This window comes from Variovorax monticola, assembly GCF_051216855.1.
Taxonomy (GTDB): domain Bacteria; phylum Pseudomonadota; class Gammaproteobacteria; order Burkholderiales; family Burkholderiaceae_C; genus Variovorax.
The window spans coordinates 663055-679904 of sequence record NZ_JBPJZP010000004.1; the positions used below are offsets into that span (position 1 = coordinate 663055).

Sequence of the window (16850 nt, forward strand, 5' to 3'; positions counted from 1 at the left end):
TCGGGTTCGGTGTGGAGGGGCGGGCAATGGCGGTACGGGGTGCGCGCGTCATGGCTTCACCGCTTCCAGCGCCGCGGTGGGGGCGGTGGGGGTGGCGGTGGCGGGCACCCGCTCGACCTCGATGTCCAGGTTGAACAGCGGCGGCGCGGTGTCCGTGCCGCGCTGGCGGGCGCGTTGCTCGCCCAGCTGCTTCCAGCGCGCGAGCACCGCGGCCTTCACCGCGTCCACGCGCTCGCGGCCCAGCGACTCGGCCTCGCCGGGGGCGGCCTTGTAGGCCAGCCGCAGCACCGAGGTCTTCTCGGCCAGCACGTTCACCGTGCGGTCGAGCTCGCCCGCGAAGCCGGCGCGCAGCGCGGCGGCACCTTCTTCGAAGGCCGCGCCCTGCAGCGCGAGGCGCACCACGCGGTGCACGGTGGCGCCGAAGTTCACCTTCAGCACCTTGCCGCGCGTGGCGCGCTCGGCCGCCGGGTTCTCGCTGGTGGTGCGGTAACCCGAGGGCAGCGTGCGCTCGTCGAGCTTGAGCACCAGGTTGCTGCCGGTGCCTTCCTTCGGAACGGCGGCGCAGGCGATGTGGTAGCGGCCCTGCGCGTCGGTGGTCGCCAGCACGCCGTTGACGGTGGCGATGCGCACGTTGGCCAGGCCCGGTTCGCCCTCGTCCTGGTAGCCGTTGGCGTTCCTGTCGTCGTAGACCTTGCCGATCACGTCGGTGCAGTCGAACAGCGCGTCGGGCACCACGCGCACGGTGGCGGTGGCCAGGTTGGACAGCGCGCGGCCGCCCACGCCCTGCAGCGCGATGACCTGGTTGACGAACTCGCCCTCGCCCACGCCGACACCCACGCCCGCGACCATCAGGTACTCCTTGGTCTCGTTGGGTGCGAAGTTCTGCCCGGGCACCACCACCTGGCGCCCGCTGATCTGCGGCACCACCGGCAGCGCAGCGCCGCCGGGCAGCGTGCGCACGGTGAGCGAGCCCTGGATGTAGCGAAAGCCCGGCGGCAGCGTGTCGGTCACGGCCACGCCCGGCACCGGGTTGCCGCGCGTGTTGCGCGCCGTGATGCGGTACGGCAGCAGCTCGGCCTTCTTCACCGTGAGCTTCGAGGTGGTCTTGCGCAGCTCGATGAGCGTGGCGTCCGACGGGTCGAGCGGAATGTTGTTGGCCACCACGTGCTGGCCGCCGCCGCCCGGCATCATGAACACCAGGTAGTAGCCGGCGCCGGCCTTCAGGGCCGCGCCCGGGCTCACGACGCAGGGGTTGGTCTGCGCGGGCGCGGGGCCGTTGGCGGGCGCCGCGCACGACTGCGTGCCCAGCGCGCCGGCCGCGGCCGGGTAGATGGACGACGGCAGGTAGGCGCCCGGCGGCGTGACGGCCAGGCGGTACTCGCCGGCCGGCGCGCCCGGCAGCACGAAGAAGTCGTAGTAGCCGTTGGGACCGGTGGTGTAGGTGTCGCGCCCGTCCAGCAGGTGCTGCGCGGGGTCGAAGCCCGGCGGGCCGACCAGGCGCACCACGGCGCCGGCCACGGGGGTGCCGCTCACGCTGTCGTACACCACGCCACCCGGGTCGTACGGCAGGTCCTGCTTCTGCACGTTGGCGCCGGCGCTCACGCGCACCTTGATGCTGAAGCGCGGATCGCTCGCCGGCGGCGTGGGGTACGGGCCGCTGGCGCCGTTCTGCGCCGCGTCGGTCGGCCACACGCCGCCCACCACGCGCCCGTCGGGCGAGCGGAAGCGCACGCGGTACTCGCCGGGCGTGAGGTCGCCGAAGCGGTAGCTGCCGTCGGCGCCGGTGGTCACGGTGTAGAGCACGGTGGCGGCGGTTTCGGGGCAGGCGCCGGCGCCGTCGGCGCAGCGCAGCAGCTCGACCGTCCAGCCTTCGCCGTTGCCTTCGCCCGACTCGCGGGTGCGGTTGTGGTTCTGGTCGAACCACACGGTGCCGGTGAGCGAGGCGGGCTGGTTGCTGTGCTCGCTGAAGTCGTAGCCGGTGCCGTGCGCGTCCAGGCCGGTGAAGTTCACGCGGATCTGGTTCGGGCCGTGCGCGGTGCCGCCCAGGGTGCCGGGCACGGCCGCGCCTTCGTCGTAGCCGGAGGGCTGCGTCTCGGTGACGGTGTAGCCCCCGCTGCCGGGCAAGGGCAGGCCGGGCAGCTCGTAGCGGCCGTTGGCGTCGGTGACGGCGCTGCGCGTCACGGGCAGGCCCGCGGCGTCGGTGCCGGTGAGCGTGACGGTGACGCCGGCGATCGGCAGGTCTTGCGGCTCGCGCGTGCCGTTGCGGTTGGCGTCGTTGTAGACGGTGCCCGCCAGCGACGCGCCGCGCTCGCCGAAGTTGTAGTTGTCGCCGTTGCCGCCGCGGTAGGCGATGGCACCGAGCACGTCGTTGCCCAGCGTGCCGCTGGGCACGCCGTCCAGCGTGCCCACGGCGTCGATGCCGTCGGCATAGGTCGCGGGCTGCGTCTCGCGCAGGGTGTAGCCCGCGGCGTCGGCCGGCAGCAGGCCGGTGAACACGTAGCGCCCGCTGGCGTCGGTGACCAGGGTGGCGTTCACCGCCAGGCCGCTGGCCGAGCGGCCGGTGAGCGTGACGGTGACGCCGGCAATGCCGGCCTCGCCGGGCTGGCGGATGCCGTCGTTGTTGGTGTCCACGTACACCCAGCCGGCGATCTGCCCGCCGCGCTCGCCAAAGTTGTAGTCGATGCCCACCTCTTCCGACACCAGCGCGAGCCCGCCGAAGCGGTCGTTCACCGCGCCGGGGTTCACGGTGCCGCGCGGCGCGCCGCCCACGGTGCCGAGCGACTCGGGGCCGTCGGCCACGCCGGCGGGCTGGGTCTCGTCGATCTGCCAGGTGCCGGGGGTCAGGGTGTCGACCAGGTAGCGGCCGTCGGCGGCGGTCTGCACCGTGTGCGAGACGGCGTTGCCCAGGAAGTCGGTGCCGCTGACGCGCACCGTGGTGCCGCCGATGCCGGGCTCGGCGGCGTCGCGCGTGCCGTTGGACGGCGCCACGTCGGCGTACACGTAGCCCGACAGGCTGGCCGGCTTCACGGCCGAGAAGTTGTTGCCGGCCGAGCCCGCGCCCGCGGCGCCGAGCACGATGTTCTGGATGACGTTGGCGCTCGAGCCGTTGGGCCCGCTGGCCCCGCCGCCGCCGCTGGCCGCCACGGTGCCGGGCGTGCTGCCGGCGCCGCTGACGTTGCCGGCATGCGTGAGGCCCGGCAGGTAGCCCGCGGGCCGCGTCTCGGTCACGGCATAGCTGCCGGGCGCGAGGTTGGGAAAGCTGTAGTCGCCGGCGGCGTCGGTGGCGGTGGTGCGCGTCACCGGCTGGCCGTTGACGTCGGTGCCCGTGAGCGTGACGGTCACGCCGGCCAGGCCCGGCTCGGTGGCCGTGGCGCCCTGCGCGCCGTTGCCGTCGCGGTCGTAGTACACGCGCCCCGAGATGCCGCCCGGCAGCAGCTCGCCGAAGTAGTACTCGCCCTGCACGAGCGGCACGGCGGTGCCCGACACGGTGACGCCGGTGATGGTGTTGCCGCCGCCCTGCGGCGTGCCGGGCAGGCCGTTGTTGCTGGCCTTGCCCGGCGCGTAGGTGGCCGGCTGGGTTTCGGTGAGGGTGTAGCCGCCCGGGCCCGACGGGGGCACGTTGCGAAACTCGTAGCTGCCGGCCGGGCCGGTGGGCACGGCCAGGATGTTCACCGGGTTGCCCGCCGCGTCGGTGCCCGTGAGGCGCACCTCCACACCCGCGATGCCGCTGTCGCCGGCCTGCGGAATGCCGTCGTTGTTGGCGTCGACGAACACGCGCACCGACACGCGGGTGAGCAGTTCGCCGAAGTCGTAGCCGGTGCCGGTCTTGCCGGAGGCCAGCGCGATGGCGCTGACCACGTCGTTGGCCAGGGTGCCGCCTTCGGTGCCGGCCGCGTCGCTGCCGTCGGCAAAGGCCGCGGGCTGCGTTTCGCTCAGCGTGTAGCTGCCGGGCGTGAGCGCGGCGAAGCTGTAGTTGCCGGTGCCGGCCGCGGTGGTGGTGGCGCGGGAGACCGGGTTGCCGAACATGTCGGTGCCGGTGAGCGTGACGGTGACGCCCGCGATACCGGGGTCGCCCGCGCTCGCGGCGCCGTTGTAGTCGGCGTCCTGGTACACGCGCCCGGCCAGGCTGGACGCGCGCACTTCGCCGAAGTTGTTGGCGCTCGACGTACCGCCCGTGCCCAGCACGATGGCATTGATGCTGTTGGCGTTGGAGCCGTTCGGCCCGTTAAACGCACCCGCCGGCACCGTGCCGGGCGTGCTGCCGACACCGCTCACGGTGCCGGCCCTGGTGATGCCGGGCTGGTAGGCCGCGGGCTGGTCTTCAGCCACGCTGTAGGTGCCCGCGGGCACGGTGAAGCCCCAGTTGCCGTTGGCGTCGGTGGTGGTGGTCTGCGACACCGGGTTGCCCACGCTGTCGGTGCCGGTCAGGCGCAGGGTGACGCCCGCGATGCCGGGCTCGCCGGCGTCGACGGCGCCGCTGCCGTTGAGGTCTTCGAACACGCGCCCGGACAGCGCGCTGTTCTGCACCGTGACCTTGCCCTCGTTGAAGTTGTTGCCGGCGTTGGGGTTGGCGCCGCCGTTGGTGTCGCCCGAACCGGTGGTGACGATGGTCGCGCGGTTGGTGATGTCGGTGCCGTTGGCCGGCGCCGCGCCGCTGAAGCGCACCGGAATGCGCACGGTGGCGTCGGCGTTGGCCGGCATCGAGGTGATGGCGCAGCTCACGGCCGAGCCGCCGGCCGCGCCGGTGCACGACGGTGCGGCGGGCACGAAGGTGCCGCTGTTCACGGTGAACACCGGCATGCCGGCCAGCACCAGGGAGGCGGGCAGCGTGTCGGCGAAGGTGGTGGTCTCGGCGCTGTCGGGTCCGTTGTTGCGCACGTGCACCAGCCAGTCGAAGGTCTGCGCCGTCGACACGGTCGTCAGCGGCGTGCTGCCGCCTGCCGACACGGCGGCCTTGGAGACCACCTGCACGTCGGCCTTGAAGCGGAAGGTGGTGTTCTCGGCCACCGTGTTGTTGCCCTGCACGGCGTCGTAGACGTTGCGCGCGGCGTCCAGAAAGTCGACCTTGGCGTTGTTCTGGAAGGTGCCGCGCGAGGTGCCCTTGAGCACGACCTGGAACTGCAGCGAATTGGGCTCGCCGGTCGCGGCGGCGCCGGCGCCGCCGAGCGTGGGAATGCTGAACACGACCTGCCCACCGGCCGCACCGATGGCCGCGCCGCCGCTCAGCGCAAAGCTGGTGCCCGCCGGCGTGCTGACCGACACCAGCGTGGGCGGCGTCTCGCCGCCCGGCAGCGCCAGCGGCAGCAGCTCGGTCATGCGCACGTCTTCGGCGGTCGACGCGCTGTTGTTCGACACGGTGATGGTGTAGGTGACGTTGTCGCCCACGTTCACGGGGTCGACGTCGTCGCGCTTGGTCACCACCAAGTCGTACTCCGGCGCGGTGATGCTGGCCGGGGCGCTCGCGTCGTTGTTGCTGGTGTCGACCTCGGGCGTGGCGGTGCTCGCGTGCACGTTGTTGGTCACCGTGGTGCCGTTCAGGGCGTACAGCGGGCGCACGCGCACCGTCACGGTCTGCTGCACGGTGCGGCCGAGCGAGCTCCAGCCGCAGGCGAGCTGGTTGTTGGTGGTGCCGGTGCCGGTGGGCTGGGTGGTGCTGGGCTGCGTGGTGCAGCTGCCGCCGCCCGAGGCGGTGGCCGAGATGAACATCAGGTTGGCCGGCAGCGTGTCGAGCACGCGCACGTCGTAGGCACGGCTGAAGCTGCCCTGCGGCACGTCGCGGTTCAAAGCCGTCAGCGTGTAGGTGAGCAGCTGGCCGACCGGCACCGAGGCCGGGCTGGCGCTCTTGGTCACCCGCACGTCGGTGCGCGCGGTGTACCAGGCGGTGGCGCTGGCGTCGTTGTTGGCCAGGTTCGGGTCGGCCGGCGTCGCGCCCACGGCGCGCGCGGTGTTGTCGATCTGGAAGCCGTGGTCGGTGGCCGAGGCGCCGTCGCCATAGTGCGAAGCCACGACGCGCACCACCGGGCACAGCGGCAAGGCGCTGGCGGCGTCGTTGCTGGCGCGGCAGACCGGGAGCACCGACAGCGTGCAGCCGCCGAGCGTGGCCGTGCCGAAGCCGCTGCCGTTGGCCGGCAGCGCGCAGGTACCCGAGAAGGTGCCGCCGTTGGCCACCTGGGTGACGGCGCCGGCGCCGACCACCTGCGCGAAGCTGTCGCTCACGACCACGTTCTGCGCCTCGCGCGGGCCGGTGTTGACCACCTCGATTTCCCAGGTGACGGCCTGGCCCGCGGTCTGGCGGTTGACCGCGCTGTCGCCGATGCCCACCACACGCTTGAGCGTCCTGACGTCGGCGGCGTCGCCTGCTTCGTTCACGCCGGTGCCCAGGCTCATGCAGTCGTTGCCGGTCTGCACGTCGGGGTCTGTGCCCGAGGCCAGCGCCACGTTCACGCACATGTTGTTGACGATCTGGTCGCCCGGGGCCAGCGCCGCGGGAATGGTGGCGTTCACCACCACGTAGCCGGCATTGCGCGAGGTGGCGCCGTTGGACGTGTCCACGCCGATGTCGGCGGTGAGCACGCGCGAGCAGTTCACCGTGGCGGGGCCGTCCACCGGCGCGGCAACGGTGGCGCCGCCCTTGACGATGGTGCAGCTGTAGCCGTCGGGCGACGACACGCTGTTGATGCGCACGCCGGCCGGCATGCTGTCGACCAGGCTGACGGTGCTGCCCGCCAGCAGGCGCGTGGGGCCCAGGTTGGTGGCGCCCACCTGGTAGTCGAAGGCCTGGCCCACGGGCACGTTGCTCTGCGGCCAGCCGCGGCGCTTGTCGGCGCGAAAGTCGGTCTCGGACACCGCCACGTCGGCTGGCACGCTGCCCGTGGCCGAGCCGACCACCGGGCCGGTGGCGCTGACGGTGGCTTCGTTGACCACGCCCAGGCCGGGCGCCACGGCGATCACCGGGATCACGATGTCGCCGAGCGCCACGCCGGCGCCGCCGGTGCCGATGTCGGCGCGGGTGCAGCTGACCGTCTGGCCGGCGGCCGAGCAGCTCCAGCCGGCGGCCGCGCCGATGGGGGTCTGCACCTGGAAGTTGGCGGGCAGCGTGTCGCTCAGCGTGACGCCGGTGGGCGCGCTGCCGCTGAAGCTGGGCCGCAGCCTGAAGTTGAAGCGCTGGCCCACCAGCAGCTGTCCGCCGTCGTGGGTCTTGACGAGCTGCAGCACGGAGCCGGGCGTGACCGTGGTGTTGGCGGTGGCGCTGTTGTTGACGGACACGCCGTCGCCGATGCCGCCGGCCGGCGCCACGGCCGGCTGGTGCGTGATGGTCGAGCCCGAGCCTGCGGTGACCACGCCGTTCACGTTGAGGGTGCGCGAGCCGTTCAGGGCAATGGCCCCCACGTTGCAGGTCAGCGTGCTGCCGGCCACCGAGCAGCCCGAAGGCAGGCCGCTGCCCGAGACCGACAGGCCGGTGGGAATGGGGTAGGTCAGCGTGGAGCCCGAGCTGGTGTCGGGGCCGTTGTTGGTGAGCGTGAAGGCGATCACCACCGTCGAGCCGCTCGGGGCGCTGCCCGGCACGGCGACGGCCACGGCCATGTCGGCGCCCTGGTTCACGGTGATGGCCTTGGTCTCGATGGAGCCGCCGCCGCTGGGCGTGGCAGTGACGCTCAAGGTGCCCTGGGTGCGGGTGCGCAGCAGCACCTCGAAGTCGCGCAGCTGGTTGGCCGCCAGCGTGATGCCCGAGCAGGTCAGCGTGCCCGGGCCGACGGCGCCCACGGCCACGGTGGACGCGCAACTGCCCACGGGCACCGCGCCGGTGCCCATGTAGATCGTGTCGCCGGGAATGGAGTAGGTGAACGAGGCGCCCGGCGCGTCGATCGGCTGGCTGTCGGACTCCGCGATGGAGACGGTGCTGGTCACCGTGCCCCCGGCGGGGAGGATATCGGGCGCATGCACCAGGCTCGACACCTGCGGCACCGCATGGGCCCCCACGGCGAACAGCAGGCCGGCCAGCAAAGCCGTGAACGGTGCAGCCAGGCCCGCAAGGCCGCGCAGGCCCGCCATCGGACCTTGCCCGCTGCGATGCCGCGCCGGCGCTGCGTTGGAAGACACGTCGCGGCGCGCGCAAGCGGCGGCCGACAGATTCGTTGGGGTGCTGGACATCCTGTCCCTCGCGATGGCTCTGATGGACCGGGCACCGTGGGTGGGGTGGCGCCGCTGCATGCGGCGGGGTGCTCCGGAAAGAGGGCGAGTCTTGGGCTGTTGCCCTGCCTGGACCTTTGGGATTCAGGACAAAACGTTTGCTTTAACTGACATTTGTTTACGAATGCAACGGAATGTGAATTTATTCACACGAGGTTCAGGGGCGGTGCGCCTACCCTCGCGGCATGTCTTACTGGTCGACCACACCGCCCCGGCGCGCACACATCCTTCTCATCGACGACAACATCGAAGAACTGCAGTTGCTGCTGGGCGCGCTGCGCGAGGCGGGCCACCGCATCAGCCTGGCGTTCGACGCCATGCAGGGCTACCGCCGCGTGACGGCGCTGCAGCCCGACCTGGTGCTGCTGGACGTGCGCATGGGCGCCGTCGACGGCTACGCCACCTGCCGGCTGCTGAAGGCCGACCCGGCCACGGCGCACATTCCGGTGATCTTCGTGACCTCTTCGGGCTCGGTGCAAGAGCGGCTGACGGGGCTGCGCGAGGGCGCCGTCGACTACATCCTGAAGCCCTTCGAGCCGGCCGAAGTGCTGGCGCGCGTGGCGGTGCACCTGGCGCTCGCGGGCAGCCGCCAGCAGGCGCAGGCCTGCATGGCCGAGGCCGCGAGCGTGCTGGACAACGCCCGCGGCGAGCGTGCGAGTGCCGGCGTGAACCCCGACAGCCTCGACCGGGTGCTCGTGCAAGCCGCCGAACGCGTGGTGCGCGCCGACCTGGCGCAGGTGCCCGCCCTGCCCGAACTCGCGGCGCGCGTGGGCACGCACGAAAAGCGCCTGTCGCGCGTGTTCCGCGAACAGACCGGCCGCTCGGTATTCGAATTCGTGCGCCAGGCGCGGCTGGGCGAAGCGCAGCGCCTGCTGGGCGGGTCCGCGCTCAGCGTGGAGGAGGTGGCGCAGGCGGTGGGGTTCTCGAACGCGGCGAACTTCTCGACGGCGTTTCGCGAGTGCTTCGGCTGCACGCCCACGGCGTTTCGCAACGCGCCTGCGGCCGCACACGAAGCACCGTTGTCGTCGCCGGCGCCCCTGGCATGAGCCGGCGGTGAGCGTCGCGCGCGGGCTCGCCGCCCTGCTGCTGTGCGCGGCCTTCTGGCTGGCCGGCCCGCCCGCGGCGCAGGCCGGCACGCTGCGCCTGGACGGCACGGCGCAGTGGCCGATGGCCATCGACACCGCGCTGGAGCTGTTCGAGGACACGAGCACCCGGCTGTCGCTCGAAGAGGTCGACGCGCTGGGCAGCGACACGCCCGGCGGCTTCCAGCCCGGCAGCCCCGCGGGCATGCGGCAGGGGTTTTCGAAGTCGGCCTTCTGGCTGCGGCTCAGGCTGTCGAACGACAGCGGCACGCCGCAGTCGCTGCGGCTGGTGCTCAACGCCACCTGGCTGCAGCACGTGGACTTTCATGTGCTGCACGGCACCACGGCACGCGCCGCCTGGGCCCATGAAGAGGCCGGCGTGTCGGTGCCGCTGCACGGCGGGCGCGACCGCGTACCGACGCTGTCGCTCGACCTGCGGCCCGGCGAGCAGGCGCGCGTGCTGGTGCGGGTGCAATCGCACAGCAGCGTGAAGCTGGCGCCCGAACTGCACACCGCCGACAGCTGGCGCGAGGCCGAGAGCAGCCATGCGCTGCTCGACGGCCTGCTGATCGGCGGGCTGCTGGTGCTGGCGGTGTATTCGCTGGCGCTGTGGTTCATCTCTCGCAGCCTGCCGATGGCGCTGCAGAGCCTGGGCTTCGCATTGGTGGCGCTCTACGAGAGCGTCTACCGCGGCCATGCGCGGCTGGCCCTGTGGCCCGACAGCTTCGAGTGGAGCTACCGCGCGGCCGGCGTCACCGCCGGCTGCTGCGTGCTGAACCTGATGTGCCACCTGTACGCGATGTCGCGGCGCGGCCCGGTGCGCGCGCCGGGCCTGCCGGTGCTGCTGGCGCTGGCGGCGCTGCAGTGCGTGGTGGTGGCGGGCATGGCGTGGGGCCCGTACGCGCCGGCCGCCAAGCTCGGCACGCTGAGCGGGCCGCTGGCGGTGATGGCGCTCACGGTCAGCACCTTTCTCTACATGCGGCGCGCGGGCCCCGGCGGCCAGCTGGCCTTCGTGATGATGTGCATCATCACCCTGGGCATGGGCCTGCGGCTCACCGAGCTGGTGCTGCCGGCGCACACCATTCCCGGCTTCGACGCCTACGCCCTCGGCTTTCCGGGCATGCTGTTCGGCCTGGTGGCGCTGGCCGCGTGGACGCACCACCTCTCGCGCCAACGCCTCCTGGCGCAGCGTGCGCTGTCGCAATGGCAGGCCGACGAACAACTGCGCCTGCGCGAAGAAGTGGCGCGCAAGACGCACGCGCTGAACGCCGCGCTCGAGCAGGCCGAGCACCAGGCGCGCGAGCAGACGCGGCTCATGGCGTACGTCAGCCACGACCTGCGCGCGCCGCTGGCCACCATCATCGGCAACGTGCGCCTGCTGCGCGACGAAAGCCTGCCGCCGGCCGAGCGGCTGCTGGCCATCGAGCGCAGCGCCACCTACCAGCTCACGCTGATCGACGACCTGCTCGACTATGCCAAGGGCGAGCTGCTGCCCTTCGCCTTCGAGCCCCAACCGGTGCACCTGCGCGGGCTGATCGACGACATCGCGCAACACGCCGACACGCTCGCGCAGCGCCAGCGCAACCGGTTCGAACTGGAGGTGAAGGGTGCGCTGCCGATCGGCGTGCAGCTGGACAGCAAGCGTTTTCTGCAGCTGCTGCTCAACCTGCTGTCGAACGCCGCCAGGTTCACGCGCGACGGCAAGATCGGGCTGCGCGTGCAGGCGCGGCCGCGCGCGGACTCATGGCGGCTCCAGTTCGAGGTGTGGGACAGCGGCGTGGGCATCGACAAGGCCGACCAGGCGCGCATCTTCCAGGCCTTTGCGCAAGGCGCACCGAGCGCGGACGGCAACGGGCTGGGGCTGATGATTGCGCGGCGCATCGTCCAGCACATGGGCGGGCGACTGCTGCTGGAGAGCCGCCGCGATCTCGGCACGCGCGTTCGCTTCTCGGTGATCGTGAAGGACGCGCCCAAAGAGCTGCTGCCGGTCGCGTTCACCATCCCCAACCCGAACGCCAACGCCAGGCCGCAGCCTCCGCGCCCGGCCCCCGAGGTCCCGAGCCGCAGGCGCCGCGCGCCCACGCCCCCGATCGCACCGCTGCCCGCGGCGGTGCGCGAAGAACTGGAACTGCTCGCGCGCGACGGCCGCTGGAGCGACCTGCACGAGTGGGCCGACCGGCTGGACGGCGACACGCGGCATTCCGCGCTGGTCGATGCGGTGCGGCATGCGCTGGACCTGCTGGACTTCGAGCACATCCGCCTGCTGGCGCGTGCCACGCCGAACGCGGGTTGATGACGAGCGCGGTGCGTTGCCAGCGCGGCGGTCAGGCCGGCGCGGCGGGTGCTTCAGGCGAAGCTGCGGCGGGTTGGGCAGCGCCTTGCGGGTGGCTCGCCGCGTAGCGTTCCAGGAACAGGTAGAGCACCAGTCCGCCGGCCAGCGGCAGCAGGTAGTACAGCGCGCGGTAGGCGAGCACGGCGCCCATCAACGCGCCCTGCTTCACGGTGCCCGACAGCAGCGCGAGGTACACCGCCTCGAGCACGCCGAGCCCGGCCGGAATCGGCGTGATCACGCCGACGATCGACGCGGCGAGCAGCACGCCCAAGGTGGTCGCATAGGGCACCTGCTGGCCCAGCAGCAGGTACATGGCCGTGCCCATCAGCGCCCAGTTGCCGGCGGAAAGCACCAGTTGAACCAAGGCCAGGCGCGCGCTGGGCAGGTGGAGGCGCTTGCCCCTGAAGCGCCATTCGCGCCCGCGCGACGCCGCGCAGGCCACCACATAGGCCAAGGCCAACAGAACCATCACCACGCCGAGCGCGCGCAATGCGAAGTCGCCGATGTGCGCCTGGCGCGGCGGCTCGATCACGCCCGACGCGAACAGCCCGCCGGCCAGCAGCCCGTAGCCGAGCCAGTTGGTGACCAGGCTGATGCCCACGATCTGCGCGACGGTCGCGTCGTCGAGACCGGCGCGCGCATAGAGCCGCGCACGCATCGCGATGCCGCCAACCAGAGAGCCGAGGTTGAGGTTGAAGGCGTAGCTCGTCACCGCGATGGCCCACGTGCGCCAGTACGGCAGGCGGTGGCGCACATGGCGCTTGCCGATCAGGTCGAAGCAGCCGTAGAGCGCATGGCTTGCGGTTGCCAGCCCGAGCACCGCGAGCAGCAGCCACGGCGAGTAGCGCTGCAGCGCATGCCAGGCGCCGGGCCAGTCGACCTTGTGCGCGTGCGACAGCAGCAGGCCGAGCACCGCGATGCCGAGCAGGGGGAGCGCCCATTTGCGGCAGCGTTGCCACAGCGAGGTGGGTGCGGAGGTGGAGGCGCCGGCAGTGTCCGGCGCGGTGTCGAGGGGGCCGGCCGCGTGGGCTGCCTGCAAGCTCATGGCTGCGGCGCCTCAAGCCAGGTCTGGCTTGCTGCTTTTCTCGGGCGTCTTTTCGGGCGTCTTGTGTTCGGCAGAGTCCTTGTCCTCGAGCTTGCCGTTGCGTACCTGCTTCATCATTTCCTCGCCCTCGGTGTCGCGGCCGTCGCTCGGCACGGATTCCTCCTGAGTGACTTCGGGTTCTTCGTGCGTGGAAGGCTTGGGCGTGGACATGAACGACTCCTCGGTCTCTATGAATCGACGGAGTCTTCAATGTCCGAAGCGCTGGCATCGCCATCCGTGAGCGACGACGGGTGCAGGACATTTGCCATAGCCGCCGGTGGCCGACCGCTTGTCGCAAAGGTGGGCGGGTCCGGATCGGCTTGAGCGGGGCCCACAACTGAAAAACCCCTGACTCTTTTCAGAATCAGGGGTTTCGAATTTGGTGGCCTGGGGCGGAATCGAACCACCGACACGCGGATTTTCAATCCGCTGCTCTACCAACTGAGCTACCGGGCCATTGTGTGCAGCCTCGAATTATACAGCGCTTCTTCGCCCTCTTGAAAGATCCACGCCAAGTTGTTTGAGTTTTCTGTAGAGATGGGTGCGCTCGAGGCCGGTTTTCTCGGCGACGCGGGTCATCGACCCGTTCTCCATCGCCAGATGGAATTCGAAATACGCCTTCTCGAAACCGTCGCGCGCGTCGCGCAGCGGGCGGTCGAGGTCGAAGCTCTGTGTCGACTGCGGACCGGCATCGGCCACGGGCACGGAGGCCAGCGACGCCATCATGAGGCTGTCGCCCGTGGTGGTGATGGCCGCGGCCTGCGTGCCATTGGAAGGCGCGGGCACCACGCCGGCGGCGGCGCGGCGAGCGCTCTCGCGCGCCAGGCCCTGCTCCACCGCCTTGAGCAGCTTCTGCATGGTGATGGGCTTTTCGAGGAACGCGAAGGCGCCGATGCGCGTGGCGTCGACCGCGGTGTCGATGGTGGCGTGGCCGCTCATCATGATCACCGGCATGCTCAGCAGCCCCGCGGTGGACCACTCCTTGAGCAGCGTGACCCCGTCGGTGTCGGGCATCCAGATGTCCAGGAGCACGAGGTCGGGCCGGGCGCGCTGGCGCGCAGCGCGGGCTTCGGCGGCGTTTTCCGCGAGCTCCACGTTGTGGCCTTCGTCATTGAGAATTTCGAAGAGCAGGTCCCGGATGCCCAGCTCGTCATCGACCACGAGAATGTTTGCCATGAGTGCTGCTTGTTGTATGCGCTGGTGTCTGCAAAGGTGTGTAGGAGTCCGCTGGCCCATCCCTCGCCTGTGCGACGGATTGGTGCAGCTCAGGCGGCGGAAGACTTCGAATCTTCGGTGTGAGCGACCGCTGCCCGCGACTCGCCTGCCAGCGCGAATGATAGCGAGACTTGCGCCCCTGCCACAGCCCCATCCACCACGCGGTTGGAAAGCTCGATGCGCGCGCCGTGTTCGTCGGCGATCTTCTTGACGACGGCAAGGCCCAAACCGGTACCTTTTGTTTTCGTGGTGACGTACGGTTCGAACGCGCGCTTCAGGATGTTTTCTGCAAAACCCGGGCCGCTGTCCTGCACCGTCAGGCGCACGCGCTGGCCCGAATCGCCGAGCCGCGTGCGAATGACGACCTCACCCACCTTGCCGGTGCCGGTAGCGGCGGCCTCGGCGGCGTCCTGCGCGTTCTGCAACAGGTTGTGGATGACCTGGCGGATCTGCTGCGCATCGCCGCGGATCGGCGGGCAGCGCTCGTCGAGCTCGAAGCGCAGCGCGATCGGCAGGCTCTCGGTGTTGTAGAGCTGGAGCACGTCGGCCAGCAAGGCGTTGAGGTCGACCGGCTTCAGGTCGGCCGCGGGCAGCCGCGCGTAGTCGCGGAACTCGTTCACCAACCGCTTCATCGCATCGACCTGGTCGACGATGGTCTTCACCGACTTCACCAGAATGGCCTGCTCGGGCGGCGGCACCTTGCCCGACAGCTTCATCTCGAGCCGCTCGGCCGACAGCTGGATGGGGGTGAGCGGGTTCTTGATCTCGTGCGCCAGGCGGCGCGCCACCTCGCCCCAGGCCTGCGCGCGCTGGGCCGAGACGATCTCGGAGATGTCGTCGAACACCAGCAGGCGCGCCGCGCCGGGCAGCTCCGCCCCGCGCGCGACGATGTTGATGGCGCTGTCCTGGTGCGGCAGGTTGTGGCCGGAGGCGTGCAACTCGAACGCGTGCTGCCAGTGGTCCAGGCCGTGCTGCATGCGCTCGACGAGGAAGTCGTCGAACTGCTGCTGCACCTTGGCGCCGAAATCGGCCAGGCCCGGCACGTCGACCAGCGGCTGGCCCTCGTAGGCCGCCATCGGTGCGCGCAGCACGCGGGTGGCGCCCGGGTTGGTGGACAGCACCGTGCCCTTGGCGTCGAGCACGATCACGCCCGAGGTGAGGTTGTCGAGGATGGTCTGCAGGTTGGCGCGGGCGGCGTCGAGCTGGCCCATGGTTTTTTCGACCGCGCCGCGGGCGTCGGACAGCTGCTGCGTCATGACGGCGAAAGAACGCGTGAGGCCGCCCAGCTCGTCCTTGCCTTGCAGCACGGCGGTGGGCCGCAGGTCGCCGGCCGCCACCTGGCGCACGCCGTCGGCCAGCACCAGCAACGGCCGCGCGAGCTGGTTGCCGAACAGCACGGCCAGCAGCACCGCGCCGAACACGGCCAGGAACAGGCTCAGCGTGAGCGTGCCGATGTACATGCGGCGCAGGCCTTCGCGCGCGAGCGCCCGCTCCTGGTACTCGCGGTTTGCCTCCTGCACGGCGAGTGCGTTGGCCACCACCGCCGGCGGCAGCGGGCGCGTGACCTGCAGGTAGCGCGGCGCGGTGTCGAAGTCGAAACCCGGCCGCTGCACCATGGCGAGCGCGCGCACGCTCGCCACCGGCGGGGCGGCGCCGGGCGCGGCGGTTTCGTCCAGCCCTTCGATGTGCGCCACGGCGCGCTCGGGGCGAACCTGGCGAAACTGCTGCACCGTCGGCCGCTCGGGGCTGAGCTGGAAGCGCGAGGTGCCGGCGCTGGCCACCAGTTGCCCGGTGCCGGTCCAGAGGATCACGTCGGTGGCCTCCAGTTGGTCGCGGATGCGCTCGAGCAGCAGGCCCGCGCTGGCGTCGGGCACCTGCGCGAGCTGCGCGCTGGCGCTGCGCGTCTTCGCCGCGAGGTCGTCGGACAGCGAATCGAGCGTGGCTCGCCCGAGGTTCAGGCCGGCGTCGAGCGCACCCTCGACCTTGACGTCGAACCAGCTCTCGATGGAGCGCGCCACGAACTGGTAGGACACCACGTAGACCAGCGCCCCGGGCACCACGCCCACCAGCGCGAAGATGGCCGCGAGCTTGATGAGCAGCCGGCTGCCGAACTTGCCTTGCCGCAGCCGCCGCAGCAGGCGGATGGCGACCCAGCCGATCACCAGCACCAGCAGCACGGCCACGATCACGTTGATGCCGAACAGGCGCACGTAGTAGCGCTCGTACAGCGCGCGGTTGTTGGTGGCCTGGGCCAGCAGGAACATCAGCACCAGGCCGATGGCCGTGACCAGCGCCGCGCCCACGCCGAGGGCCCAGCGCGTGGCCCGCGCGCGGCGCGCGGCCGGCGTGTCGGCTGCGCTGCTGCGCCCGGAAGTGCTCACTTCGGCTTCTCCACCGCGAGCCGGGCCGTGCGTTCGGCAGCGATGTTCCAGTCGGACTGGCCGACCACGCCGATCTGGAACGGGCGCGGCAGCTGCGAGGTGTCGAGCCGGAAGCGGAAGGTGACCTGGTGCAGCGGGTCGTCGCCGAGCTCGCCCGTGTCGCCCAGCCGCAGGCGGCCCACGCGCTTGATGGCGTCCAGCGCGTCGGCCAGGGTGTCGAAGTTCTGGTTCAGCGAAATGCCAAGCCCGGCCGCGCCGCTGATCGGCGCCGCCGACACATTGAGGCGCCAGCGCCGCGTGAGCGGCTGGTAGGCCAGCCGCATATGGCGCGTGACCTGGGCGACCTTGCGGTCGGTCCAGTACCAGCGCTCCTGGAAGATCTCGGCCTCGGCCACGAAATAGATGGCAATGCCCTTGTCGAGCACCTCTTCGACCAGCGAGGGCAAGTCGAACTGCACGGCGGCACTGAAATAGACACCGTCGTCGGCCTGCTCGAGTCGCATCTGCGTGATCGACGTCCCCACGCGCCCTTGCGCCGCCACCGGGGCCGGCAGCCAGGCCATCCA

General features: G+C 71.3%; 8 protein-coding genes and 1 tRNA gene. 2 read left to right on the forward strand and 7 right to left on the reverse strand.

What is annotated here, in order from left to right:
• Nucleotides 1-48: 48 nt before the first annotated feature.
• Nucleotides 49-8151, reverse strand: a complete 8103-nt coding sequence (locus ACSFA5_RS17635; RefSeq protein ID WP_435445334.1) for an SdrD B-like domain-containing protein — start codon at nt 8149-8151, stop codon at nt 49-51.
• Nucleotides 8152-8375: 224 nt separating this feature from the next.
• Between ACSFA5_RS17635 and ACSFA5_RS17640 the strand changes: the two genes are divergently transcribed.
• Together ACSFA5_RS17640 and ACSFA5_RS17645 are read left to right on the forward strand one after the other, a co-directional pair.
• A complete protein-coding gene (locus ACSFA5_RS17640; protein ID WP_435445335.1) occupies nt 8376-9236 on the forward strand; it encodes a helix-turn-helix domain-containing protein in 861 nt (286 codons plus the stop codon).
• Between the two features lie 7 nt (nt 9237-9243).
• A complete protein-coding gene (locus tag ACSFA5_RS17645) occupies nt 9244-11565 on the forward strand; it encodes a sensor histidine kinase (protein ID WP_435445336.1) in 2322 nt (773 codons plus the stop codon).
• Nucleotides 11566-11596: 31 nt separating this feature from the next.
• Here ACSFA5_RS17645 and ACSFA5_RS17650 read toward each other — a convergent pair whose 3' ends face one another.
• The 6 genes from ACSFA5_RS17650 to ACSFA5_RS17675 all read right to left on the reverse strand — a co-directional run bounded on the left by ACSFA5_RS17650 (nt 11597) and on the right by ACSFA5_RS17675 (nt 16847).
• Entirely contained in the window at nt 11597-12649 is a 1053-nt protein-coding gene (locus ACSFA5_RS17650; protein ID WP_435445337.1) for a lysylphosphatidylglycerol synthase domain-containing protein, read from the reverse strand.
• A 12-nt stretch (nt 12650-12661) separates the two neighbouring features.
• On the reverse strand, nt 12662-12859 hold the full coding sequence (locus ACSFA5_RS17655; protein WP_435445338.1) for a hypothetical protein: 198 nt from the start codon (nt 12857-12859) through the stop codon (nt 12662-12664).
• A gap of 209 nt (nt 12860-13068) precedes the next feature.
• Nucleotides 13069-13144: transfer RNA gene (locus ACSFA5_RS17660), tRNA-Phe, on the reverse strand.
• Between the two features lie 18 nt (nt 13145-13162).
• Nucleotides 13163-13864 (reverse strand): response regulator, encoded by a 702-nt coding sequence (locus tag ACSFA5_RS17665; protein ID WP_435445339.1) that lies wholly within the window; start codon nt 13862-13864, stop codon nt 13163-13165.
• An 89-nt stretch (nt 13865-13953) separates the two neighbouring features.
• On the reverse strand, nt 13954-16284 hold the full coding sequence (locus ACSFA5_RS17670; protein ID WP_435445340.1) for a sensor histidine kinase: 2331 nt from the start codon (nt 16282-16284) through the stop codon (nt 13954-13956).
• The gene (locus ACSFA5_RS17675; RefSeq protein WP_435445367.1) at nt 16281-16847 is read right to left on the reverse strand and encodes a DUF4390 domain-containing protein; all 567 of its coding nucleotides are present in this window, start codon (nt 16845-16847) and stop codon (nt 16281-16283) included. The genes ACSFA5_RS17670 and ACSFA5_RS17675 overlap by 4 nt, the downstream gene beginning before the upstream one ends.
• Nucleotides 16848-16850: the final 3 nt, after the last annotated feature.

What these genes read in the sequence shown, in the direction of transcription:
- ACSFA5_RS17675 (WP_435445367.1), bottom strand. Translation starts at nt 16,847, where the DNA reads ATGGCCTGGCTGCCGGCCCCGGTGGCGGCGCAAGGGCGCGTGGGGACG.
- ACSFA5_RS17655 (WP_435445338.1), bottom strand. Translation starts at nt 12,859, where the DNA reads ATGTCCACGCCCAAGCCTTCCACGCACGAAGAACCCGAAGTCACTCAG.
- ACSFA5_RS17640 (WP_435445335.1), top strand. Translation starts at nt 8,376, where the DNA reads ATGTCTTACTGGTCGACCACACCGCCCCGGCGCGCACACATCCTTCTC.
- ACSFA5_RS17635 (WP_435445334.1), bottom strand. Translation starts at nt 8,151, where the DNA reads ATGTCCAGCACCCCAACGAATCTGTCGGCCGCCGCTTGCGCGCGCCGC.
- ACSFA5_RS17665 (WP_435445339.1), bottom strand. Translation starts at nt 13,864, where the DNA reads ATGGCAAACATTCTCGTGGTCGATGACGAGCTGGGCATCCGGGACCTG.
- ACSFA5_RS17650 (WP_435445337.1), bottom strand. Translation starts at nt 12,649, where the DNA reads ATGAGCTTGCAGGCAGCCCACGCGGCCGGCCCCCTCGACACCGCGCCG.